The sequence below is a fragment of the Pajaroellobacter abortibovis genome, from assembly GCF_001931505.1.
GTDB classification, from domain to species: Bacteria; Myxococcota_A; Polyangia; order Polyangiales; family Polyangiaceae; genus Pajaroellobacter; species Pajaroellobacter abortibovis.
Window position 1 is genome coordinate 80,251 of record NZ_CP016908.1, and the last position, 23,848, is coordinate 104,098.

24 protein-coding genes are annotated in these 23,848 nt (G+C 48.3%); 10 read left to right on the top strand and 14 right to left on the bottom strand.

The window, feature by feature from the left end; genetic code table 11:
* Window positions 1-77: 77 nt before the first annotated feature.
* A complete protein-coding gene (locus tag BCY86_RS10635) occupies window positions 78-254 on the bottom strand; it encodes a GNAT family N-acetyltransferase (RefSeq protein WP_083604073.1) in 177 nt (58 codons plus the stop codon).
* A gap of 11 nt (window positions 255-265) precedes the next feature.
* Window positions 266-442 (bottom strand): hypothetical protein, encoded by a 177-nt coding sequence (locus BCY86_RS00405; protein ID WP_156864940.1) that lies wholly within the window; start codon window positions 440-442, stop codon window positions 266-268.
* 109 nt (window positions 443-551) lie between these two features.
* Between BCY86_RS00405 and BCY86_RS00410 the strand changes: the two genes are divergently transcribed.
* The 3 genes from BCY86_RS00410 (at window position 552) to BCY86_RS00420 (ending at window position 4,161) form a co-directional block, all read left to right on the top strand.
* Window positions 552-1,556, top strand: coding sequence for a hypothetical protein (locus BCY86_RS00410; RefSeq protein ID WP_245776236.1), 1,005 nt, complete (start codon window positions 552-554; stop codon window positions 1,554-1,556).
* 65 nt (window positions 1,557-1,621) lie between these two features.
* Window positions 1,622-2,572, top strand: a complete 951-nt coding sequence (locus BCY86_RS00415) for a PhoH family protein (protein WP_075277485.1) — start codon at window positions 1,622-1,624, stop codon at window positions 2,570-2,572.
* Between the two features lie 98 nt (window positions 2,573-2,670).
* Window positions 2,671-4,161 (top strand): hypothetical protein, encoded by a 1,491-nt coding sequence (locus BCY86_RS00420; RefSeq protein ID WP_075275935.1) that lies wholly within the window; start codon window positions 2,671-2,673, stop codon window positions 4,159-4,161.
* Between the two features lie 397 nt (window positions 4,162-4,558).
* On the opposite strand, the gene BCY86_RS09475 is transcribed toward BCY86_RS00420, so the two are convergent.
* Window positions 4,559-4,708: a hypothetical protein gene (locus tag BCY86_RS09475; RefSeq protein ID WP_156864941.1), complete on the bottom strand. Its 150-nt coding sequence runs from the start codon at window positions 4,706-4,708 to the stop codon at window positions 4,559-4,561.
* A gap of 46 nt (window positions 4,709-4,754) precedes the next feature.
* Here BCY86_RS09475 and BCY86_RS00430 point away from each other — a divergent pair, with 46 nt between their 5' ends.
* Both BCY86_RS00430 and queD read left to right on the top strand, forming a co-directional pair.
* A complete protein-coding gene (locus BCY86_RS00430; protein ID WP_075275937.1) occupies window positions 4,755-5,552 on the top strand; it encodes a hypothetical protein in 798 nt (265 codons plus the stop codon).
* A 643-nt stretch (window positions 5,553-6,195) separates the two neighbouring features.
* Entirely contained in the window at window positions 6,196-6,558 is a 363-nt protein-coding gene (gene queD / locus BCY86_RS00440) for a 6-carboxytetrahydropterin synthase QueD (RefSeq protein WP_075275939.1), read from the top strand.
* On the opposite strand, the gene BCY86_RS00445 is transcribed toward queD, so the two are convergent.
* The 10 genes from BCY86_RS00445 to grpE form a co-directional block, all read right to left on the bottom strand.
* Window positions 6,552-7,469, bottom strand: a complete 918-nt coding sequence (locus BCY86_RS00445; protein ID WP_075275940.1) for a COX15/CtaA family protein — start codon at window positions 7,467-7,469, stop codon at window positions 6,552-6,554. The two genes, queD and BCY86_RS00445, sit on opposite strands and share 7 nt — an antisense overlap.
* A gap of 464 nt (window positions 7,470-7,933) precedes the next feature.
* Window positions 7,934-8,266 carry a ComEC/Rec2 family competence protein gene (locus BCY86_RS00455; RefSeq protein WP_075275942.1) on the bottom strand — a complete coding sequence of 111 codons (333 nt, stop codon included), beginning with the start codon at window positions 8,264-8,266 and terminating at the stop codon, window positions 7,934-7,936.
* 444 nt (window positions 8,267-8,710) lie between these two features.
* Window positions 8,711-8,935 carry a ComEC/Rec2 family competence protein gene (locus BCY86_RS10900; RefSeq protein ID WP_075275943.1) on the bottom strand — a complete coding sequence of 75 codons (225 nt, stop codon included), beginning with the start codon at window positions 8,933-8,935 and terminating at the stop codon, window positions 8,711-8,713.
* Window positions 8,878-9,144, bottom strand: a complete 267-nt coding sequence (locus BCY86_RS10905; protein ID WP_075275944.1) for a ComEC/Rec2 family competence protein — start codon at window positions 9,142-9,144, stop codon at window positions 8,878-8,880. Before BCY86_RS10905 ends, BCY86_RS10900 begins: the two co-directional genes overlap by 58 nt.
* Window positions 9,145-9,171: 27 nt before the next feature.
* On the bottom strand, window positions 9,172-9,444 hold the full coding sequence (locus tag BCY86_RS00470) for a hypothetical protein (protein ID WP_075275945.1): 273 nt from the start codon (window positions 9,442-9,444) through the stop codon (window positions 9,172-9,174).
* Between the two features lie 431 nt (window positions 9,445-9,875).
* A complete protein-coding gene (gene ligA, locus BCY86_RS00475) occupies window positions 9,876-11,939 on the bottom strand; it encodes an NAD-dependent DNA ligase LigA (RefSeq protein ID WP_075275946.1) in 2,064 nt (687 codons plus the stop codon).
* A 15-nt stretch (window positions 11,940-11,954) separates the two neighbouring features.
* Entirely contained in the window at window positions 11,955-13,700 is a 1,746-nt protein-coding gene (locus tag BCY86_RS00480) for a PEGA domain-containing protein (RefSeq protein ID WP_172824748.1), read from the bottom strand.
* A gap of 355 nt (window positions 13,701-14,055) precedes the next feature.
* Window positions 14,056-14,220 (bottom strand): hypothetical protein, encoded by a 165-nt coding sequence (locus BCY86_RS09480; RefSeq protein ID WP_156864942.1) that lies wholly within the window; start codon window positions 14,218-14,220, stop codon window positions 14,056-14,058.
* 556 nt (window positions 14,221-14,776) lie between these two features.
* Entirely contained in the window at window positions 14,777-15,094 is a 318-nt protein-coding gene (locus tag BCY86_RS00490) for a protein kinase domain-containing protein (RefSeq protein WP_075275948.1), read from the bottom strand.
* Between the two features lie 269 nt (window positions 15,095-15,363).
* Complete coding sequence (gene grpE, locus BCY86_RS00495) at window positions 15,364-15,978, bottom strand: nucleotide exchange factor GrpE (RefSeq protein WP_083604078.1); 615 nt, start codon at window positions 15,976-15,978, stop codon at window positions 15,364-15,366.
* Window positions 15,979-16,243: 265 nt separating this feature from the next.
* On the opposite strand from grpE, the gene BCY86_RS00500 reads away from it, so the two are divergent.
* Window positions 16,244-18,490: an ATP-dependent helicase gene (locus BCY86_RS00500; protein WP_083604079.1), complete on the top strand. Its 2,247-nt coding sequence runs from the start codon at window positions 16,244-16,246 to the stop codon at window positions 18,488-18,490.
* Window positions 18,491-18,512: 22 nt separating this feature from the next.
* Here the strand turns inward: BCY86_RS00500 and BCY86_RS00505 are convergent, their stop codons facing one another.
* The gene (locus BCY86_RS00505; RefSeq protein ID WP_075275950.1) at window positions 18,513-19,121 is read right to left on the bottom strand and encodes a hypothetical protein; all 609 of its coding nucleotides are present in this window, start codon (window positions 19,119-19,121) and stop codon (window positions 18,513-18,515) included.
* Window positions 19,122-19,175: 54 nt separating this feature from the next.
* Here BCY86_RS00505 and BCY86_RS00510 point away from each other — a divergent pair, with 54 nt between their 5' ends.
* The 4 genes from BCY86_RS00510 (at window position 19,176) to BCY86_RS00525 (ending at window position 23,846) form a co-directional block, all read left to right on the top strand.
* Window positions 19,176-20,594 (top strand): phosphomannomutase/phosphoglucomutase, encoded by a 1,419-nt coding sequence (locus BCY86_RS00510; protein WP_075275951.1) that lies wholly within the window; start codon window positions 19,176-19,178, stop codon window positions 20,592-20,594.
* A 10-nt stretch (window positions 20,595-20,604) separates the two neighbouring features.
* The gene (prmC, locus tag BCY86_RS00515; RefSeq protein ID WP_075275952.1) at window positions 20,605-21,489 is read left to right on the top strand and encodes a peptide chain release factor N(5)-glutamine methyltransferase; all 885 of its coding nucleotides are present in this window, start codon (window positions 20,605-20,607) and stop codon (window positions 21,487-21,489) included.
* A 10-nt stretch (window positions 21,490-21,499) separates the two neighbouring features.
* On the top strand, window positions 21,500-22,729 hold the full coding sequence (locus tag BCY86_RS00520; protein ID WP_075275953.1) for a glycoside hydrolase family 113: 1,230 nt from the start codon (window positions 21,500-21,502) through the stop codon (window positions 22,727-22,729).
* A gap of 82 nt (window positions 22,730-22,811) precedes the next feature.
* Complete coding sequence (locus BCY86_RS00525) at window positions 22,812-23,846, top strand: polysaccharide deacetylase family protein (protein WP_075275954.1); 1,035 nt, start codon at window positions 22,812-22,814, stop codon at window positions 23,844-23,846.
* Window positions 23,847-23,848 lie beyond the last annotated feature (2 nt).

The following is a 23,848-nucleotide window of genomic DNA, read 5'->3' on the forward strand; positions in this document are numbered from 1 at the left end:
TTATAACGAAAGTGCCATTTGAATTGCATTTTCTCCATCTTGATAATAGTCCGTTCGAATTGAGGTATCCTTAAATCCTAAGGAACAGTAAAATGCAATGGCAGCGAAACTGGAAGGGCGCACTTCAAGAAAGAGCGATACAATCTTTCCTGATGGGCAAAGCATATCGCTTGTTGAAGCAAAGATGAACCAATCCCTTGTCGTCGGTAGTGAGGATGAGTCTTGATGTGGAGGATATGGAGTTTATCAACAATGTGCCAAGTTACTAAAAGACGAGAAAGTCATCTTTTTTGGCTTTTGCAATCCATGCCTTAGACCATAGTCTTTCAATCTCTTGATGCCAACATTGCTGAGTGGGCAAGAAAGGACAAGCTGCGGGTGTCGATAGAGACTGGGCAAGAGGCGAAGAACGATCTCCCTCATAGCGAGCGAGTTTAGCCATGTCTTCTGGTGTAGATAAAAAAATACGGACCATAATATCAGTAAAAAGGAGCTCTAGATGAATCCTTCATTACAGTATCCATATCAATCGTTAGGACAATCTACTAGAAGTGGCTAAAGAAACGCTGCTTCACCTTCTTGATATGAAAATAGACATACCTTATGCCCATCTTGTATTCGCTTCTCCTCGCAAGTTGCCTTCGCCGGGGTCTCTTCAAGGTCGTGTTGTTGTGTTAGATATTGCCTTTTCGTCTGAAATTGGTGGAGGCGGATTTGAAAAAGTTACCAGGCCTTTTATAGAAGGGTTAGGAGAACGGCTGATTGGATGGATTGATCACCATGATCATTGTATGCATTCGACGTATGCTGGCAATCCGCGTTTTGTATTGGCTGGAAAGGCTCAGTATGGTGCTTGTCCCGCCATGGTCACACCTCAGGTGATCGCCTCGGTAGGAACAGCTGATACCATTGTATGTCATACGGACTTTGATGGTCTTTGCAGCGCTGCGAAGTGGATTCGAGGAGGAGAGGAACCTTATCCAGGAGCCGATCGAGATGCTTATGCGATCGATACACGTACAGGAACTCCAAGCGCGATTGGTCAACGATTCGACCACGCGTTGCGTGTGAGGACACGTGATCAGGCCCTTTTTGGGATTGTCGTTCGCCATCTGGCTACTGGTCTTGAAGATAGTGCTCTTTGGAAGCCGATTGATGAAGCCTGTGCGGAGTGGGATTCCATCGAAAAAAACACACAAAAAATAGCTCATCAATACAAAACGAGTTCGCTCCCCATGAGCAATTCTACCCACATCCCTCCAGCCTGTCGGCATTTTGCCTTTATCGACATGACCTTGATGAAAGAACGATACGATAAAACGCTCCTGCTCTTATTAGGGCAGGAGCAAGCCCCTATCGCGATGATGTTGACACGAGATACCCTTGTTTTATCGGCTAGATATGACAGCGGTATTGATTTTGTTCGGGCTCTCGGTTTTTCTGGAGGCATGCCCACATTAATTTCAATCCCCAGAAAGCAGGCTGCTTGGGCGGTGGTTCAACTCGGAATGGAGCCCTTTGAAGTGCAACGTTTCTTTGAGAAGTACCCCCTGTAGGTTGCATGATGTCACCTAAGAAGAAGATCATCCGGCCAAAGCGTTCTTCTCAACAAGAAGGAGAAATGGTTTCTTCCAAGGTTGAGGTGGAGGAAACCAGTGTTCTCGTCAATCTGACAGGTCCTTCGCATGAAAAGCTCAAATTGCTGGAGAAAGAAGGGGGTGTTGCTATCGGACTGAGGGGAAACACAATTTTTCTACATGGAGATAAAGTAAACGTCTCTAAGATAGAGCGATTTGTCAGGGAGGCCATCTGTTTTATCCAACATGGGGGAAAATTGGATGCGGAGGAGATTCTGCGTGCCATGCGCCAGATGAAAGAGAAGCCTGAGCGCCCTTTTGATTTGCGTGAAGAAAAATTAGTTATCGGATCCGGTAGGCGTCCTGTGTTAGCTAGGGGGGCTGCCCAATGCCAATATATTGACGCGATTCACTCTCATACTCTAACATTTTGCGTAGGTGTTGCAGGTACGGGCAAGACCTACCTAGCCATGGCATGTGCTATGGCTGCTTTTCATAAGCAGACGATTAAAAAAATTATTCTCACTCGCCCTGCTGTGGAAGCAGGAGAAAAACTCGGTTTTTTACCGGGAGATCTTGCAGAAAAAGTCAATCCTTATTTACGTCCCCTCTACGATGCGCTTAACGATATGGTCGATTTTGAACGTGGACAGGAACTAATACGAAAAGGCTATATTGAGATAGCTCCGCTTGCTTTTATGAGAGGGAGAACTTTAAACGATTCTTTTATTATTTTAGATGAAGCTCAGAACACAACCCCTGAGCAGATGCGTATGTTTTTAACTCGCTTGGGTCATCATTCTAAAGCGATTGTAACGGGAGACATGACCCAGATTGACTTACCTTCAGGCAAGAGCAGTGGGCTTGTAGAGGCGTATGAGCTTCTCAAAGGAATTGAAGGAATTGCATTTTGTTATTTTAGGGAAAAAGATATCATGCGTCATCCTTTAGTTAAAAAAATTGTGATTGCTTATGAAGCACAAGATCGCGAATGACAAAAACCATCTCGTTTTGTTCTCCCATCAGAAAAGTCGTAATATGTTCGTTTCCTTCCTCTTGTTTCCCTTATGACTGAATTGGAGGTGTAGTGCTTATGTGTCATCGTTCCTCGCGTGTCTCGCGATTGCTGTTGAACCCTTTCACATTAATTTTTTTCATGGGGCTGCGCGGGGAAGTTGCTGCCCAGGAAAAAAATCCTGGGCCTTCTAACGATGCTCGGCAGCCGCCTTCTTCTCTTCCAGTGTCTGCAGCTCCTCCACAGAATTTACTGCCTTTTGAGATAAAGGAACAGCACAAAGAATCTTCAGCCCAACCGACTACTTCCTCTTCTTCTCTTTCGCCTTTGACCAAGCAAGAGCTCACCGATCCAGTTCTTTCCCTTGTCAATGCATCTGGTTCTTCTTTGAATGAGTCCAAGGGTAATTATCCCAGATGGATGCGCTTTTTACGCATTAGCGGTTATGTTCAGCCTCAATTTGTCGCACGAATTTATAATGTTGTATCTTCTCCAAACCGTGACCCTATATCTGGAGAACTTCCGGAGGGGATTGGTCCTAACGCCATCGTGGCGTTGCCTAATGGTGCAACGACCAATTCAGTTGCATTTCGTGTTCGTCGGGCGCGGTTGAAATTTGAATTTTCTCTTGCTTCTACTGCTCGTTTGATCGCTGAGATAGAACCCGTCTCCTCAGGGTCTCCTGTAGAAAAGGGGGTGCTCCCTTCCTTCGTGCGGAATCTCGAGGCGCAGGGGATTGTTCGTTGGTCTCCTCAAGTCACGACAGTCGTTGGAGGGGGAATTTTCCCGGTTCCATTTGGCTATGAGATTCAGCAGTCGAATGCGGATCGCCCCTTTGTCGATCGTTCGTGGGGTGCTCTCAACATGTGGGGAAGGGTGTACGATACAGGTCTATATGTAACCACACGTGCTTTTGAAGACCGATTGACAGGGCAGGTAGCTGTGGTCAATGGCCAAGTGTTAGGTGAACCTCAATTTTCGATTCAGCCTGATCTCAGTGCAACAAAAGACTTTTCAGGTCGAATCAATTACAACTTTGGCCCTGTAGACATTGGAGTAAGCGGATATGTGGGGAGAGGACAGCTTGTGCGTTCTGGAGGAGAAGGAGAATTTTTCAATACCTACCTTAGGTTGGCTTCTAATGCAGAGTTCGGTGTGCATGTGCTAGCGTTGCCTAAAGTTGGGAAAACTCGCCTGTTGAGCGAATTCACCTTGGGGCAGAACATGGATAGGGGGCTCTACTATTCTTTTGCTTTGCCAAGGGTGGATGACAGCGAAGATACCACCTCTTTGGTTAAAACAAAGCAACGCGCGGTGTGGGTTCGTTTAGAACAGGATATCACGCGGTGGGTTACTTTGGGGGCCCGTTTCGATCATTATACTCCTGATACTACTATATCGGACAGCTTTCGCAATACAGTAGGAGGGGTAGCTGTAGTTCATGTCACAGGAGATCTTCAAAGTATGTTTGAATACAACTTTGTGTTCGATCGGGTTCATGCATTTGATCAGGATGCTTATACAGGCAAGATCCATACGCTGTTGGCTACATTGCAAGCGCGCTTTTAGGGATTGGCGAGTTCGAACACGTATTGATGAGGTGATGTGTAAAGGACTCTGTAGATACTTTGCAGCGATCGAATTCCAAAAACAGCAACTTCGGGTCTGTTTAAGAGGGTGTTGATCAGAATCTGCTAGTTCGAGGGCCGAGGGACGAGCGGTTCCTCAAGAGTGGAAACTGCATCGTGGGAAATCATCATCGAGAACATGACAATTGAGAATTTGTGTGGGTTGACACGGGGTGAGAATTGCTGGATGCTTTAGCTGGGGAGCAACGTACACAGTCCTATGTTCCGTGGGGAGCGAAGGCTTTCCGGAAGCTCGCGAGTATGAGTTGTTAGGGAGTGGGAGATCACACGTTGGAATCTGCCTGCGAGGATTCCTGTTGCGCCCTGTTCGATTTGATCTAAGAACAGCTCTGTATCTCTTCGAAATGGGGTTGTGCGGAAAGACTGTGAGAGATCTGAGCGAGCTCGTGAATAGACAGCGATTGATTTCTTCGGACGCTGAGAATAGTAGAGATGGTGGGTGAGGTGATCGCAATGGTGTAGTTCATGCGGGGGCCTTTCAATGAACGTGCGATGGATAGGAAGGAGTTTTGAATGAAGGGTAGAGGGTTGCAGGCGGGCTCTCTTCTTTTAGGTGGGTTGTTGATCGGATTGATGATGATGGGGACAACCAGCTATGCAATGGTTCCATGGGTTGAACGCCCGCTTACCTTGAGAAGTGGAACCAGTACGTGTAACGTTGGTCTTGGTACAGTTCATAAGCCTAGGCAGGACCAAGAGTGGGGGCTCAATTTGCAAGGAGCTATCGGTTTGACCTCGCAGTTTGAAATGGGGCTGCGAACGGGAATTCGATTGGGTCAGAATCTGCGCTTGCTTAAGGCAGATCAGTTCGGGCGACTCTTCGATTCGGAAACCTATGGCACCCGTCAAGATGCAATCTCTAATTTAGAATTGGGTTTAAGGTACGCTATGGTGCAGAATAAGACGGTAGAGATGGGAATCGAATGGAGGACAATTCTCCCTATCGAAGAGAATTCGTATTTAGGAGGGGTATTTGCTCTTCCTATCTTCATTCACCTAGGCCATTGGGGGCGGGTGGACAGTGGTATGTATGTCCCTATGGTTTCTCCGGCACCTCAATTGTTTGATACACTCAGTTTTCCTGTGCGCGTTTGGTTTCAGATCAATAGGGAGGTGTGGTTCGGTCCCTTGGGGGCTTTTCGAATAGATCCTAAGGCAGGGGATTTTACATTATTAACGGGGCTTGGACTGGGGTATTCACTCGGTGAAGCGGTCGATTTAAAGGGTCAATTGTTGTTCCCGCATATCTATAAGCCGAAAGGAGCGGAAGAATTTGGGCTTGCGGTGGGTGTTCAGTTGCGCCTTGAATAGCAAAATACATCAGCAATTCCTGGATTCCTTTGTTAAAAGCGCTCAATCGCGAGCTGCTTTTCTTCAGAGGAAAGAAGTCATCTATTTGGTTTCCGGTGAGACTTTAAAAAAGAATGGTTGTTTAATAAGGAGATCAATTCCGTGGAGGAAAGGGAATGCTACTCTACAACGAAAGAATTTATCACCTATTCCTTAAAGACAATGAACAAAAAAAGCTTGTTCTTCTATCTTCAAACGGTGAGCGAAGAAATCGATTTAGGCGTTTTCTTTGATGTATGGACCAATCTAGGCCTTGTTCGTGCGTGGGCTGAGAAAGTTCAGAGAGAGTTTCTTCTTATCTCCTTTGCTACCAGCCGCGATTAGACACGACCATAAAGACGATTCCTGCGATTTCGATTTTTGGCTTTGAGTTGAGCGCGATGTCGTTTGCTGCGGTTTCGATTGGCCTTAAGTGGTTTCTTTGGAAGGGCAATATACATGATAGCCACCTTTTCTTGGCCTTTCTTTATCGCAAGAAAGGATTTTTGGCAAGAGGAGAAGTGGGAAAGCGTGCAAAGTGTAGCGATGGGCTCTGAGATTCATCGCTGCATGTCTGTCTGTTGATTTTTTGGGTAGGATGGGGTACACGCAAAGAGGCATGAAGATGCAGCTTGTTCATGAGTTCCGTTTTGAGGCCGCCCATCGCCTTCCGTGCGTTCCCGCTGGACATAAATGCGCTCGGTTGCATGGCCATTCTTTTCGAATAGAAGTTGCCGTACAAGGACCTGTGGATGAGAACACGGGATGGCTTATTGACTTTGAGCAGATTCATCAGGCGTGGGAGCCTCTGCAAGAGATGTTGGACCATCACTATCTCAATGAAATTGATGGGCTGCAAAATCCCACCAGCGAGATGCTCGCGAGGTGGATTTGGGATCGTCTCTATCCTACTCTGCCTATTCTGACTCAGATTACGGTGTTTGAAACATGCAATGCGCGATGCGAATACAGAAGGGAAAATTATTGAGGGAAAGCAAGTGCTCGTGTAGCCCAGAGAACGAGGAGAATCCACATGATGTTCGCGATCAGCAGGTGAATGAGTTGTAGGGGAATCGGAGCAAGCAATGCCATATTGAAAAAACCCAGCATGGCTTGAAGGATGGTGCACCCAATCAGGGAATGTCCGAGTGGAACAAGAGGGGGGTAGGAAAGTTTTCTGTGGGTGATCAAAACGAGTGCGAGAAGATATCCGCTGGCCAGTAGAGCCCACAGAGGATGATAGATCCGGAGGCGGAGAAAGAGATGTGCGGTGGGGAGAAAATCTGCAGAAATCCCCTCCGTGAGCATTTGGCTTGGGAAGAGGGTATCTCCCAGGGCGGCGATGGATCCTGTTGCTGCTACGCCTAAGGCGCTCAAGAGTCCTGTTGCTATGCATATTGCGAGAGTTCGATTTTGTTGGATGCGTGGAGGGGGATTCCCTGAACTCAGCCATGCAGTTAAAGCGAGAGAAGCAACCAGAAGAAACGTATTAATCAAGTGTAAGAAAGTGGATAGACCTCGCTTAAGGGAAGTATTTTGTGCGACTAGCTCGAGGAGGACGAGGACTGCTCCTATCAGTGCTTCCATGATCAGAAAGATGAGGGAAGCAACGGCGCCGTAACGAAGAGGAGCCCCTTTAGAACTCACGCGGAAGGCGCTCCATGTCAACCAGACCACCAAGACGAGAGCAACAAAACTAGTGATGCGGTGTCCGAATTCAATCCAGGTAGACATCACTGTGGTGTGGGGGATCAGCTGGCCATTGCACTGTGGCCAGTGGTATCCACATCCGGCTCCTGAGCCTGTGGCTCGTACGAATGCGCCCCATAGGATGACTAGAACATGGTAGGCGAGTGTAAACCAAGCAAGTCGAGTGAAAGATCGGATGGATTGAAGCATTGTGTAAAAAAATAGCCCCAAACGTGAAAAGTCTCAAATCAAGGCGGCACGATCCAAATGAACTTCTATTACAGCGGGAGATTGAAAAATAGATGCAACTTAATCAAGTCCTTGAAGAGCTGTATGGAGCTCATTGAGTGTGTGAAGATCTTCTTTTGCTTTGGCGGGCTCGCTTCCTGCCCGCAGCTATTCTTTTGCTTCCTCGAATGTTCCATTTGTTGAAGAAGCTGTCCGCACATCAAATACATGGGGGTACATATTCTTGATGGTGGGTACGGAGATGTTGGAAAGTGTGCAAAGCATCTTCGAACCGGTGTAGATTTCGATATTCGAGGGCAAGTGCATATCAAGCGAAGGAATCGGCTGTGGAGTAAGCAGTTGCTTGTTCTAAAAAGGTTAATTCTTTGCTTGAGTCTGTAAAAGTCATGGATGGCGCAAAAGTCAGGTGGGACGATACACATGAATTAGGGAAACTGCAAGGAGGTGAAGGCCATAGCAGATGGGTGATATGTCACGCTATCGGTTAAAAAGAAAATGGAGCCCTGTTGATCTGTACGCCACAAGCGCGCTCCTGATGCAGTAAGGGATTGGAGGATGATGTCATGCGGATGACTGGATCGATTGTGTATTATCACAGGGAGGATCGCCTCTTTTTTTGCTTGAACTTCGGCAAGAAATGCCGGATAAGATGAAGTTCGGCTGCTGTGATGACCAACTTTAAGCATGGTAGCATGGGGACAGTGGGGGAAATTGGACAGGAGTTTTTGTTCCTGTTCTTGTTCTGTATCACCTACCACAGGAGTGAAAAAGCTCCAGAGGAGGTCCGCATGACTAATGAGTTATTGTTGGCTCCTTGTGACGGAGCAGAGTAAGAGCATGGAGCGAGAACCTCGATGATTGCTTCTCCCACTCTTCTTGAGCTGCATAGTTGGTTTGGTGTTGGGATCGGGATTCCTCTCCATTATAGTTCGTTCTGCAGGTGGATATAGGATTCATCTTGGTTTTCTTCCCCCCATTATGAAAAGGAGCGCGTGAAGTAAACAGGCTGGAAGTGCGGTCAGTTCCCCTAAAGGACGACCAACATATTGGCAAAAAGGCCTGCTAGGGGGCAAGTCGCTGCCCCTTGCAAAAGAAGGGGACTACAGAATAAAGAGGTAAATAGGCTGGTCATCATCAGATGAGCATGGGGATGAAGGAAAGAGTTGTTGTTGGACCCATGATTTGAGAGAGCACATTCTCATTTACAGACCTAAAGTGGCTGTGATGGAGAGCTGAAAGGACAGATAGTACGTCACCAGTGGGTCTAACCATCCCATGACGACGAGAGAAATTCCAAAGGGCTGCCCTCCTTCAATAAGATTTCCGAGCAGCTTCGCTACGGCACTTGCGTTCAGTATCCAGGCTGCTCTCAGGGTGGATCCATGTGCTCCTGAAAAGCAGGGTAAAGCCAGGCTAGTGTAATCCAAGCGATCACTTCTGCGTGATAGGTATTGTAAACCGCAACTATTCTCCCAAGGCAGCTCAGTAATTTTCGAAGAACAAGCCCGCCTTTAAGAGTGATTAAGGTTGAATGAAGGCCAGAGATAGCGAAGAGGTGGATTGCCCCGCTTGCGCAGAAAGTTGTTGTGTCCTCGGTAGGAATATCCGTTTCCCCTAGAACAAGAGCTCTGGCCATGGAGGTTGTTCTGGAAGAGATGTTTGGTCAATGCGATCGCACTTTTGCGCGCGCGATCGGGTTGAGTGAACCATCCTCGGTTTCTGGAAAGGGGAAAGACGGCTTGGAGATTTCCCGAGATCGGAGCTTGTTTTTTGCTTCCTGAGGGTGTGGATCGCCAATAGCTTTATTCCAAGAGCGTTGAGTGGGGGCAGGGTGTGCGATGACTTTCACAGAATCTCCTCGAGCGAGGTCAGGAGGGGTTTCCATAGAAGCCCCCCCCTCTCCAAGCTTGGGAGGAATGATTGCATGTAAGCTCATGAACACTATCCTTTCCAACGCGTGGACCCTTAGATGCATGTGGGGGATTCAACGACTTCAACTACCTCTTAATAGAGAGAAGGGGTTGGAAATGCAAGAAGGGCTTGCGCATGATTGTTCTCGTGTTGTTTTGAAGTACTGGAGGCTCGCTATTGTCCTATGACGAACAGGCCACCGATTCCGCACAGCATGGGGTAGGAGGGGAGCTCCCTGCAAAAAAAGGCTGCAGCTAAAACGGCTAGCGATTCCTATTGAGCCGTTATGGCTACCTGGCCATATAGGATGGCCCCCCTAATAAGGACAGGTTCACTGTAGGGATTCATCGCAAGAGGGATCCCCGGCATGCCGTATGCTGTCTACGGAAAAATTGAATCTTCTCCTGCTCTATTTGTTATGCTATATTTCCTAACGGTATGTCAGAAGCAATAGGCTTATTTTGCTTCCGTGATCGGGTCTTCTGGAACCATTTCGATATTCATTTTGTCGATCAGTTCTTTTTCGGTCAAGAGATGGATGCCCCATTTTTTAGCTTTTTCAAGCTTCAATTTCCCTATTTTTTCACCTGTAACGAGATAGGAAGTAGTCTTTTTTACAGTGTCATGCACTTCTCCACCTTTCGAGCGAATCTCTTTGGCGATCGATTCGCGACTCCGCGAAAGAATTCCAGTTAAGCAGATGGATAAACCAACGAGAGGGCCTTGTTCGGCAACTTGAGGGATAGGTTGCGGCGTGCTGATCCCCTTTTGGTGTAATTTCTTGAGCAGCATATGTTCAGCATGGTCTGTCATGAACTGCATGACACTTTCGACCATTTTGGGCCCAAACCCCGGGATGCCGCTTACGTGTTCTCTGAGCTGTTCGGGTTTCCATGTCAGTAGATTGTCCAGCGTCCGCACCTCTACAGCTAGTTGATGCGATGCGACTTGTCCTATCATCGGGATCCCAAGGCCGCATAGAAGTGAACCAAGGGGACGAGAGCGCGACTTCTCAATCGCTTCGAGGATATTTTGAACGCTTTTCTCCCCCATCTGGTCTAGGGGTAATAATTGTTCTTTGGTCAACGAATAGAGATCGGTCACATCGCGGACGATTTTGCGATCCACCAATTGTTCGATCAGAGCGTTCCCCAGGTGATCGATGTCCATTGCGAATCGTCGTGTAAAATAATGAATCCGAGCTTTAATCTGAGCGGGACAGCTCCGGTTAGGGCAACGAATAGCGACTTCATCTCCTTTTTCGGGGCGCTGTTCGTCTCGAGGACGGGCTTTTACAGGAGTCCCACAAGAAGGACAATATGTGGGCATTTGAAACCTTTGCTCATTGCCCGTTCGATGATGTGCTTCAATCTTGATGACCTGGGGAATGACCTCTCCTGCCTTTTCAATGAGCACCTGATCCCCAATCCGAATATCCAGCAATGTAATTTGAGCCGCATTGTGAAGGGAAGCTCGGGATACGGTTGTTCCTGCAAGTTCTACAGGAGATAGGACGGCTACAGGTGTAAGAATGCCTGTACGACCTACCTGCACTTCGATGTTTTGTACCAAGGTGTAAGCGCGTTCTGGTTGAAATTTATAAGCGATGGCCCATCGTGGAAACTTTGAAGTGTGACCGAGAAGGGATTGTTGATGGTAGTCGTCGATTTTGATAACGGCTCCATCGATTTCAAAGGGGTATTCATCTCGCCTTGATTGAATTGAAGAGACGGTTGCAAAGATATCTTCTGCCTGGCTCACCACGTAATGGGTATGAACAGGAAAGCCCAGATGCTGGAGCCACTTCAAGCTTTCGCTGTGAGAGGAATGCAAGGAGGGGCCATCCACACATTGATAAAGGAGGAGGCGGAGCGGACGACTGCGGACTTCTCGAGCATCCAACATTCGGATTGAACCTGCAGCTGCATTGCGGGCATTAGCAAAGGGCTCCAATCCCTCTTCCAGACGTTTTCCGTTGGTGGCTTTGAACCATTTCCGAAGGAGGATGACTTCTCCTCTCAGTGTCAAGCGCCCTTTGTACGAGATACGGCAGGGGAGTCCACGAATAGTCCGTACATTTGCAGTGATTTCTTCTCCTATCAGCCCGTCGCCGCGGGTTGAGGCTTCTACGAGACAGCCTTTTTCGTAAATAACCTCAATACTGGCCCCGTCCAATTTGGGTTCTATACAAAAAGAGAGAGGATGCTGTCCTCCTATACGGTTTAAAGCACGCTTGAGAAATTCAGAAATCTCCTTCTCTGAATAGCTATTGTCCAGCGAGTACATGGGGTTCGCGTGTTGCACTTTAATGACGCTGTCGCGAGGTACCCCCGATACCCGTTGGGTAGGAGAATCGGATGTACACAGTTCGGGATGAGCCTTTTCAAGATCTACAAGCTCTTGAAAGAGTTGATCGTAAGCGAAATCGGAGATAATCGGGTCATCGAGCACATAATAGCGGTAGTCGTGAGCTTGGATCTCGAGAACAAGCTGAGTGTGTCTTATGGTAGGCGACTCCATCGTACATAACAACCTTTAATAACCGTACAGAATCCCTAGAGTAGGTCCAAGATACACTTGAACATCGCTGGCCATGACATAATTTTTCGATCGTGTGGTCTCGATGCCAGTGGCTGTGAGTATAGGCAGATTGGTTGATGTATCATTCGCTGTGAGACCGACCCACAAAAGCGCTCCCAGTCTAAATTTGGAGCTTCCCAATTTGCCAAGTGCGACTCCTGCATCAAATAGAAGAGCAAAGTATTGGTTGTTATCGTGACCGACTTTGCCGTCTGGATTGGAGCGATGCAGGATATAGTGGGAGAGCGTGATTCCTGGCGCAACTCCCATCGTGAATTGGGCATGCTCTCCCTTGGTGATCAAGCGCAGGCCCCCTCCGATGAATCCATTGATCCCGTAGATGCCAAATTTATCTCCCGGCAACCCATTGGCCATTCTTTCTTGTTTTTCGGAGTGATAATCCCCCATCAGCGCTGTGGCTAATTCGATGCCTACAAAGTCAAAGAGATAGCCTGCCCTTAAAGAAAGTCCCCCGCCAGCAGATGCAGAGTGGGTGCATTGCATGCTGGGTGGGCATTCAAAGTCAGGGTGTCCTTTCAAATTAAAAGCACCTATGAAGTTCAGATCGATAAAGGACCCTGAGTAGGTTTTTTTTTCATCTGCCCTCTCTTTTTCTGGATCATATCGCTTGGAAGAAGGAACGAGCGTGACATCTTGGCTGACTGTCTCTCCACTCAGAATTTCAATCTCGCGGCTAAAGTCATGATGAGCGGGTGCCATCACCAAAAGAGTGTGTTTCCCTTTGGTTAGCTCTCCTTTCCAACCACCTGTCCCTAGATGTTTCCCATCGATAATGATGGCTGCTATGGGGGGTACAGTGGTGACCTGAAAAAATCCAGTGGTGGAAGTCGCGGTGAGCATGACCTCGAGACGGCTACCTTTTTGGATATTCACCTTCTCCTTAGGTGAACTAATGGATTGGCCGCGAAGCTCGATTTCATGATCCCCTACGGGAATATCTCCTTCCCAGGGAGCTGCCCCTTTTCCCTGGCCATCGATGTAGACATGGGTAGCCAACCCTTTTCTTTCTCGAATGAGAATGTGGCCTGTCAAGGGCTCTGCCTTAAGAGTGATGGAAAGGGGAATCGTGTCCTCTCCGCTCATTTGAATGGGCCACTCTATTTTTTCAAATCCGGCTTTGATGACTCTTACGGTGTGGTTCCCCACATCGACCCGTATCGGTTTGGCGAGAGGAGATTCCCCTTGTTCTTTTTCATCAATGAGAATCTTTGCACCTTGTTGATCGACGGTAATTGCAATGACTCCTGTGACAAGGGCAAGCTCGCTGAGCGCCTTTTTGATTTCTGCTTTCTTTTTTCCTTTTAAGCTGGCTTGGTGTTCGTTGAGAAGGCGGTCAAATTCCTCGTAAGCTTTTGAAAACTGCTTCATTTCTCTATGGCACTGAGCCATATGCCGTAAGGCGGAGGGCTTTTTCTCGAGGGCATACGCTTGTTGGAATTCGACCAGAGCCCCGTCATAAACCTTGTCTCTGAAGAGCTTTAGTCCAGCATTGAAGTGCTTTTTCCCTTCGCTTGTCTTATTGGTAGAGGGCAGGGTAGGCTGTGGTGCACGGACATTGGTTGCTTTTGGATTTGCTTGTTTTGTAGCTGCTGCCTTTGAAGGAGAAGCATGAAAAGAGAATAGAAGGGCTACCCAACCAAGGATAGCAACCTTCCTTCGTGATGTTCGGTAGGAATTCATTGTGAAAAAGAGGCTTTCCATTACATTTGACCTTTTCGATAGGTAAAGATCCTCTACTGTGGAACTGCTCATTGTACCGTTGTCATTTCCGAGCAACTTAATTACTCATGCTCTAAAAGTTGGACTTTTGCTAGGCTTAATAACTTATTTGTTTTCTATTCGCATTGATCTGAGGCATCAACTCCTCCGAATCGAGAGGAAGAAGGGGATGGGGGTGGTTGCAGCTTTTCATATTTAGGCGATGGATTCTGCTTTGAGCACGTCTTTTGTTTAGCAGATGGATTCACAAAAGAGTGGGAGAAGATTGGTTAAGAAGGGGATGGACTCGTTTCGTGCGGTTCTAGCCCTATTAAATTTAGGGGAGGATAACGGGTGGTTGAGAAGGATCAACGAGAGTAGCAAAGGGGGAAGGAGGTTGTGGAGAAACGCGCTCTTCTTCTTTATTGTTTATTGGGTCTGATTTTTTGGCCCACCACCACCAAATCCCTCCCAGTCCTGCTCCGAGCACGAGCGGTGCCATGATTGCGATCAGGGCTAATCTCGAGGATGTCGTGGGTGCCAGGGAGGAGCTGACTGTTACGTGTTCTTCTGATGAGTGGCGGTAGGATTTAGATGTGTTTTGCTAAGAGGAAGGCTTTTCTTTTGCTTGTGTACTACTGGTGGCATAACCACTTTATTGCGTGTGATCTTGTTTTTGTCGCCTCTCTAGGGATCAGAAGAAACGATTGTTCTTTCTTGGAAAAATCTCTCTCTCAACTTGGGCTAGTGTCTGGACGGTGAGCTCACAGCTTTAAGGTCTTGCCTCTGGATCGTGATCAATGAGCGAGCTAACAAAATCAGCGAGTAGAGTCAGGACCCACGGAGCTTTGATGGCGAGGGGGTGGGTCGTTTCAAAAGAATCGACAAGATGGTCTGCTCGTAAGAAGGGATCGCTTTGTAAGTGGGTTCCCCTGCAAGAATTTCGTAGAGCACAGTCCCCAATGGCCAAAGATCAGTTCGATGATCGACGGTTGGGAGGGCCTGTGTTTGCTCGGGAGGTATGTACTGGGGGGTTCCAACTGCAAACCCAACGCGAGTCAGATGTTGTCCTCTTCCTCAATCTTTGCTGCTATTTCATCTTGCAGGAACTTGGAGATCCCGAGATCGAGGATTTTGATGTAAACATGTTGTTCTTTGCGATCGAGGACCAAAATATTGGCTGGCTTCAAATCACGGTGAATAACTCCAACTTTGTGCGCTTTCCCTAGTGCTCGCCCACTTAAAGCAAAATTTCGATAGACTCTTTCTAAGTGTGTTTTCTTTTCGCGAGTGAGGCAAGCCGCTAAGTCTTCCCCCTCCAGGAATTCCATAACTATAAAAAGACCCGCAGCTGGATCTTGCCCTACGTCGAACACTTAGACGATGTGGTTGCTTTCAGTAGTGCTTGCCGCACGTGCTTTGCATGAAAAACGAGCTTCTATCTCTGCAGACTGGTTGTTGGAATCGTAGATGAGCTTGATGGCTAAATGCTTGCTAATTCCTGTATGCTGCTATTCGTAGACAGCACCCATCCCTATTCTTCCAGTGACTCTTTTAAGATAATGCTTACCAGCAAGAGTGGTTCCAACAAGTCGATTCAGATCATCCATACATGTTTTGTCCCCTTAAACAAGTTGTAGGAACTCTAGTTTTTGAGTTTGGAAACAACTACCATAGCTGCTCGCAGCAGCCGATCTCCATGTTTGTATCCCGGATGCACCTCTGCGATGACGGTTCCGGCTGGATTTTCTTCATTCTCTACATGCTGGATAGCTTCGTGAACGGCTGGATTGAAGGGCTGACCTACGCTTTTAATTTTGAGAATACCCATTCGATTTAAAGTCTCCTCAAGTTGTTTGAGAATCATTTCTAATCCAGCGATAACCGATTGGACATCAGTTGCTTGGGATGCGCTTTGGAGACCTCGTTCTAAGTTGTCGAACACAGGGAGTAGGTCTTTGAGGACCGCTTCTTTGCCATGGTGCGTTGCCTCTTCTATCTCTCGGCGAGTTCGCTTGCGGAAGTTTTCAAACTCAGCAGCCGTACGCATCCATAGATCCTTGATTTCAAAGATCTCTTGTGTCTTTTCTTTGGGTGCCATATCCGCTGCATCTGTTTGTTTCTTCTCTTCTTGAGAACCAGCAGTCGATGTCTCACTCCCTTCGTTCGAAGGCTCAAACGAAGATGGAGATACCTTGTCCTTGTCCTTATGGTTTTCTTGATTGGAGTGTTGATCGGATTTAGCTGAGAACGGACTCACTTTCTTAACTCCTTAGATGGTAAATGGTAAAATGAAAGCTCCTTATCGAAATCGAGTGGCTATGTTGGGTAAACATCGATTGACATCAATCTCTATGATTCCTTTCTACTATAGATCAAACTTGGCTTTCTTTCTATGATACTTCTCACAAGGGTACGTCTGAATGCGCAGTTCACCCGTCAGAATATGCCTCCTGAAACAGCGATGGAGGAATTGTAGATGGAGAGTGTATGGCCGTCATTGTAAGTGAGGATTGGAAGGAACGATGTACAACCAAATGGTTGTTGAACAGAAGAGCTTAAATCGTTGGGCGGATCCAGAACTCAATCCACCTCAGTCGTTGGCAGTCGCTCACGGTGAAGGTCCATTGCTTGTGTTTGCAGGGGCGGGAAGCGGAAAGACGAGAGTGATTACATGTCGTATCGCTTCTCTGGTGAGAGAAAGAGGGGTCCTTCCTTCTCGACTTTTGGCGGTTACTTTCACGAACAAGGCTGCTCATGAGATGAAGGTGAGACTCGCTCACATGCTTGGTCAAGAATCGATCGATACCCTCTGGGTTGGAACGTTCCATGCCATGTGTGCGCGATTGCTCCGTTTGCACGGATCGGAAATCGGGATCGACCCTCACTTTGTCATCTATGATGCAAGCGATCAAAAAGCGATTGTCTCCCGGATCCTTAAAGAGTTGGATCTGGACGAAAAACGATATGCCCCTAGGACTCTTTTGTCTCGTATCGCTCACGAAAAACAGGAAGGACTTCTCCCGGATGTAATGCAGGCCCACTCCTATTTCGATGAAGTAGTTTATCGAGTGTATGAACGCTATCAGGAGTCTTTACAATCAGCATGTGCGCTCGATTTCGAGGATTTAATCTTCCAATGTGAGGCTCTCTTTCGATCCCTTCATGCCAATGGAAGTCTGAATCTATTCCAGCGGTTTGAGTATGTGCTTGTGGATGAATTCCAAGACACCAACCGTATGCAATATCAACTAGTTCGAGTTTTGACGCAGCCGCATCGCAATCTTTGCGTTGTAGGAGATGATGATCAATCTATCTACCGGTGGCGAGGTGCAAATGTAGGCAATATTTTGGAATTTCAAAGGGATTATCCTGAAGCGGTGGTGATCAAACTGGAACAGAATTACCGTTCGACCAAACGCATTGTGGAGGCTGCACTGTCTATTATCTCCAGCGCTTGTATTCGGGAACCCAAAAAATTGTGGACTGCTAATGAACATGGGGATCCGATCGAAGTCATTGCAACTCGGGACGAACGGGATGAGGCTGCCTCGGTGATTCAGCTGATCGAACAATTGCAGATGCAAGGTGTATCGCTCAGAGATATGGCTATTTTTTATAGGGTTCATGCGCAATCGCGAGTTCTTGAAGAAGCATTGCGGGGTGCCCAGCTGCCTTATCGGATCGTTGGAGGGGTGAAGTTCTACGAGCGTGCTGAAGTTAAAGATGCTCTCTCTTATCTGCGTGTGCTTATACGCCCCGAAAGTGATGTGGATCTCCTGCGGATTATCAATGTGCCTGCTCGAGGGATTGGGAATACAACCATCCATCGTCTTCTGGAAAGCGCACGCTCACAAGGGCGTTCTCTGTTTGAAACGCTTTTTTATTTCGAGGGTTCTCCTCTTCTGAGGGGGTCGGCTAAAAAGAAACTTGCTGAATTTCGAACTCTTTTGACGCATCTGCGGGCAGATATTCAATCCAAATTACCCAGCGAGGTATTGAAAGAGGTGCTTCAAACGACGGGCTATCAGCGAGCGCTTCGTTTGGAAAGCAGCATTGAGTCTGATGCTCGCCTTGAAAATTTGGGTGAGTTGATTGGATCGATGCTCGATTTTGAAGCGGCCGCGCAGACTTCTGGGGAAACGGCTACCCTAGAAAAATATCTGGAGCAGGTAACGCTTCAGTCGGATGTCGATGCCGATATGGATACGCCGCGGGTCACCCTGATGACTGTTCACAGTGCGAAGGGGCTAGAGTTTGAAGTGGTATTCCTTACGGGAATGGAAGAAGAGATATTCCCTTATCAAGGAGTGCATAGTCAAAACGAGGAGGAACTCGATGAAGAGAGGAGACTCGCCTATGTGGCTGTCACTCGGGCTCGGCGTAAGTTGTTTGCGCTTTATGCGGCTGTACGCCATATTTTTGGGTCTACGCGATGGGGTCGACCAAGCCGCTTTTTAGATGATCTGCCCCAAGAGCATGTGGTTCACAGCTGGTCTTCTGCGCTAACCCAGAATACGTATCATCAAGCTAGCCGTCATCCTGAAAAAGAGCCTACCAAGGAGGCCTTCTATGTCGATCGGACTTTTTCTCAGGAAGAAGAGAGAGAAGGTGAATTTCGCTTTAAGCGTGGGTGTTCTGTCTTTCATCCCCGGTTCGGAGAAGGGCAGGTGCGTCGGGTGCAACAAGGGAGGGAGCCAGTGGTTGTGGCTTATTTCCCGGGTTGTGGCGAGAAAAAAATTTTGGCGCGCTTTCTCGAGCTCAGCACCTGATTATAAAGAGTGGTCTTCAGGTTTAGAAAGAAGATTGGTAGGTCAGGAAAAAGCTTGTGGATTCTCCTTGTAAGCGCAGGCGTTCTAATTGTCGGAGCGCTTTCCAAGGTACAGGGGGGAAAAGATAAGGTAGAAGCGCCCCTGCTGCTCCTGTGAGCGCGGATGTTACAATTCGCAGCTGCCGTTCGGAATGCGACCAAGAGGTGGGGGGAGGGCCTGTCTCGATAGCCACTACAAAAGGGGAAGTGATCCCTGCCAAAAGTGCGACGGAAGCAGCAATGTAAGTAGGAATGTGTTTTCTTTCCTCAGCAAGCGCGCTTGGGATCCAAGGGGATGGGGAATGGGGCAAGGCCGGATAGATACTACCTAGCAGAAACCCCCATGACAGACCTATCATAGGAGGGCCCCAGAAGCGAATAGCTGGGGAGGGAGATCGGGACCACCCAAGTACATCCGCACTGATTGTGGCTGTAGTGAGACCGACTCCCCCTGCGAGGTAGAGGAAATCTGTTGAATTGGATCGTTCGTAAAGTGCACATCGGGGATCACTGTTAGGGTTGGTGTTCCCTAGAGTAGAACACGCAGGTTGGGGAGCTGGAGCGAGGATAGGAGGAGGAGGATTGGCATCCACAAAAAAAGGAATTCTAGCGTAAAATGAAGAAACATACTACTTTGTTGTTTTGCAATGAATCTCTTCTCACCTCATATCTTTCGCGAATATGATATCCGAGGCGTTGCCGATCGAGACTTGCATGATGACGTCGTGCAGGGTATTGGTCGCTCGTTTGCGTCGCTTTTGATCGAAGAACAGATAGATAGAGGGCAGACTCCTCCTCGCGTTGCGGTTGCGCGTGACTGTCGGCTTTCGGGTCCTCGAATCGCGAAAGCACTGATCTCTGGTTTACAGCAGGGAGGGGTCCGTGTGATTGACGTGGGTGTTGGACCAACTCCTTACCTCTATTTTTCAGTTCATCATCTGGAAACGGAGGGGGGGATCATGATCACCGGCAGTCATAATCCAGCAGGAGAAAATGGATTCAAGATGATGAAAGGGCAGCAAAGCTTCTGTGGCCCTGCGATTCGTCGACTGCGCGATCGAACACAGCAGAAAAAAAAACAGGCAGATCGTCGGGGGGACTATACTTATCAGAACTTGAGCGAGCTTTATGTGTCTACGGTGACGAAAGAGATCCGGTGCGATCGTACAATGAAAGTGGTCATAGATGCGGGCAATGGAACGGGAGGGCCGCTTGCATTGGCGTGCATGAGTTCTCTTGGCTTGGATCCAATCCCTCTTTATTGCGATATGGATGGGCGGTTTCCTCATCATCATCCGGATCCTACGGTCCCTTCCAATCTTCACATCCTGATCGAACGGGTAATCCGGGAAGGAGCGCGGGTTGGTATCGCGTATGATGGGGATGCGGATCGGCTTGGAGTTATTGATCAAGATGGGACGATCATTTGGGGGGATCAATTATTAATTTTGTTTGCCCGGCAGGTTCTTCAAAAGCATCCAGGGGCTGCTATCGTTGGAGAAGTGAAATGCTCTCAGACTCTTTATGAAGAAATTGCTCGCTGTGGAGGTCGCCCCATTCTATGGAAAACAGGCCACTCCTTGATCAAAAATAAAATGAAGGAAGAGCAGGCACTTCTCGCTGGGGAGATGAGCGGTCATCTGTTCTTTGCAGATCGCTATTTTGGCTACGATGACGCGCTTTATGCTTCTTTGAGGCTTCTTGAAATCCTATCTTCGGATAAGAGGAGTATGAGAGAGATGCTCGAGGATGTTCCTCGAACCTTTACGACTCCCGAACTCCGCATGGAATGCCCTGAAGAGTATAAGTTTCCCCTCATTAAATTGGTGACCAAGTACTTTAAAGAGAAAGGGTTTGAAGTCGTCGACGTGGATGGAGCGCGCATTCGGTTCCCTTCCTCTTCCGGGTTAGCTTGGGGTCTTGTGCGAGCCTCTAACACAGGGCCTATCCTCGTGATGCGTTTTGAGGCTGCCTCAGCAGAGGAGCGGGATCACTGGAGAGCCTATGTGGAAAATATAGTGGAAGAACAGAGAAAGCTGCTTACGCGAACCCCTTCTGCAGTATAGGTCCGTCGTTGTGAATGCGAAGCCAGTATCCCCCAAACAAGAAGTATGGTCTATTGAGGCGGCCTTGGAATGGGCTACAGAGGATTTGCGGAAACGCTACATTGAACAACCTCGTCTGGATGCAGAGGTCCTTCTCGCTCATGCGCTTCATACCACGCGCATTCAACTGATTTTAGAAGCTCATCGCATCCTTGAGCCTTCTGAACTAGCTCGGTTTCGAGCATGTGTCCTGCGGCGGCGAACACGAGAGCCAGTGGCTTACATCTGCGGGGAAAAGGAATTCTATGGTCGGTCATTTCAAGTGGATGCTCGGGTGTTAGTCCCTCGTCCTGAGACGGAGATCCTGGTCGATACTGTCCTCAGAAGGATTGGTTCTTCCTCTCTCAGTTTGTGTGGGCTCGATCTTTGTACAGGAAGTGGATGCATTGCAATTACGCTAGCACGCGAATGGCCGACTACTGTTCTATATGCGGTGGATATCAGTCCATCCGCTTTGGAAGTCGCTCATGAGAATAAGCTTCGATTGGGTGCTCACAACGTTGTGCTCCTCGAGGGAGATCTATTTAAACCGGTAGAAGGGTATCCTCCATTTGATCTGATCGTTGCGAATCCTCCCTATATCGCGCAAAAAGATCTAGTGGATTTGATGCCTGATGTGCGTTTGTTTGAACCCTATCTCGCGTTGGAAGCGGGGGAGGAGGGATTAGATAAGTTACAGCAGATCATTGTGGAGTCCCCGCGTTTTTTGCGTGAGGGTGGTTTTATCGCTGTGGAGGTAGGTCGAGGACAAGCGGAATGTGTCAAAGACTGGATGGAATCGGTCAGATTGCAGGAGATCGAGATAACATATGATTATACCCGGGTTGAGCGGATTGTCTCAGCCATGCGACATTAGGATCAGTTCAATGCAATTGATAGATACGATCAAGCCCAGATGGGTCAATGGGAGATGGGTTTTTTTTGGGGTGGTTATTGGAGGGTTGTATGGGTTCACGGAGCCTCTTGTGGGTGGGATTGATGTTCGCCTCTCTCCCCTCCTTAGAGGGGGTGTTGTGGTAGATGAAGGGATTCGGGGAATGACAATCGGGCCGATTGAAAACAGCAGCCATATGCAGGAGGGGTACGGGTCTCCTGCATTTGCAAGGGCGCTAGATGAGCTGAGTGCGATCGGTGTCTCTTGGATCGCGCTCACCCCGTTTGGGCGAGTTGCGGATGGATCAGGAGGGGGGATCGACTGGACCTTTGAAAAGCCGTTCGAACAGAATCAACAAGATATTCGTCGAGCGATCCGGATGGCACATGCTCATCATCTCAAGGTCATGTTAGTCCCTCACCTGTGGGTCGAATCTGGAGAGTGGAGGGCTTTGATCAATCCCAAAACGGAAGAGAAGTGGAAAGCGTGGATATCCAGTTATCGTCGTTTTGTTCTTGCTTGGGCAGCGCTTGCTGAGGAAAGTCAAGTAGAAATGTTTTCTGCAGGAGTGGAGCTCCGTTCGTGGGTAACTACCGGGTGGGCCAGCTACTTTATCGATCTCCTGCACGAGATTCGTTCCACATACCGCGGTCTAGTTACTTATTCTGCTAATTGGGATGATGTGGAGCAGACCTCGATTTTGGGGGAGCTGGATGTAATCGGGATCAACGCCTTCTATCCTCTTGCAGAACAGGAAGGGGCTGATTTGCATGCGTTACAACAGGGGGCTGAGCAGGTGCATGAACAGGTTCGTCGCTTGGCGGAGCAGTGGCAGCGACCTGTCCTTTTCACAGAATTGGGGTATGCTACTCGGACTGACCCTGCAATTAAGCCTTGGGAGTGGCCTGAAGCGATGCAGCGAGTCACTGTCGATGAACAGGGGCAAGCAGACGCCTATCGTGCTATTTTGGCCCCCCTGCTAGAAGAACCGTTGTTCGCTGGATTTTTCGTCTGGCGTGTCTACAGCGATCCAGAGAATGCGTCGGAAGAACCCGAGTGGGGATTTTCCCCTCGTGGTAAACTTGCTGAGGGGGTGATTAGGGATGCTTTTGTCTCTTTGTGGGCATGTGATCAGCGGCGTCTCAAGCAGTGGCACGTTCCTGTGGAACTCCCTGGAATCTATCCCTATCCATGGCCTTTTGAAGATATTCCATCTCCTTAGGGGTTTTTGCAAATGGGGTTTGGGGTGGTGCTGGATAGAATTGGATGGTATGGATCTTAGCGACGGTGAAAGGAGGTAGCCTTTGTTTTTACACTTCTGGATAGCGCTTACCTCTTTTGCTTGCGGGCTCTGGCTCGTCTTTTCACATTGTGGGTTTCATTTAACTCATCACTTTTTGAGTTATCCAGGAAGTAGAAGTATTCCTTCTTCGATGGAACCGATGAGCCTTCCTCTTCTTCTCTCTCCTGTTTCTTATACCTCTCAAGAGGTTCATGAAATCGATGCTCCTGTCCCGTGGCTTGGACTCAACCCTGAGGGAGGTCTCCAACGAGCATGGCTGCTTGCAGAAGGACCGGCTCGATCGACCAACACGTGTAAGAAATGGATTACCTTCACTTTTGACGATGGTCCCTCTCCTGAAATAACCCCTGCTGTTTTGTGGCTTCTCGCGCAACATCAAGTTCGAGCGACATTTTTCTGGATAGGACGTTATTTGAGTGGGACGACCAAACGCTCCAGAATGGTCCAGGAAGTGGCTCGCCAAGTTCTCGCTGCGGGTCACCTGATCGGGAATCATACTTATGATCATCGGTATCTCCCCCGCCTTGATCGCACCCAGGCGCTCGCCCAGATCCAGGATGGGGCAGCTGCAATTGAAAAGACAATTGGCATGCGCCCGATTTTTTTCCGTCCTCCGTACGGTGCGTTAGACGAATGGACAGAGCAGTTGGTGGGTTCTCAGGGGTTGGAAGTGGTGATGTGGAGTATTGATGTGGACGACATGCGTCAAAACGATGTGGATGCTATGTTGCGAAAATTTAAAAACCAACTCGAATTTGCGAGAGGGGGGCTTATTCTTCTGCACGATGTTCGTCCCAGCACGGTGCAAGTCCTTACTGGATTGCTCGATTGGTTGAAAACGCGTCGTTTTGTGGAGGGTCCTGTCCCTTCATGTGGTTACGAGATAGTCGATTTAGTTGAGTATTTGCGGCTCACAGCGCTTCATCCACAACCCTATCGCAATCGTTGTGAGCTTCAGCAAGCTCGGATCGAGAAGAATACGCAATTGCGTGCATCTATGAAGCGAGGGAGTGCTAAAAAAGTAAGACGTCAGTAAAA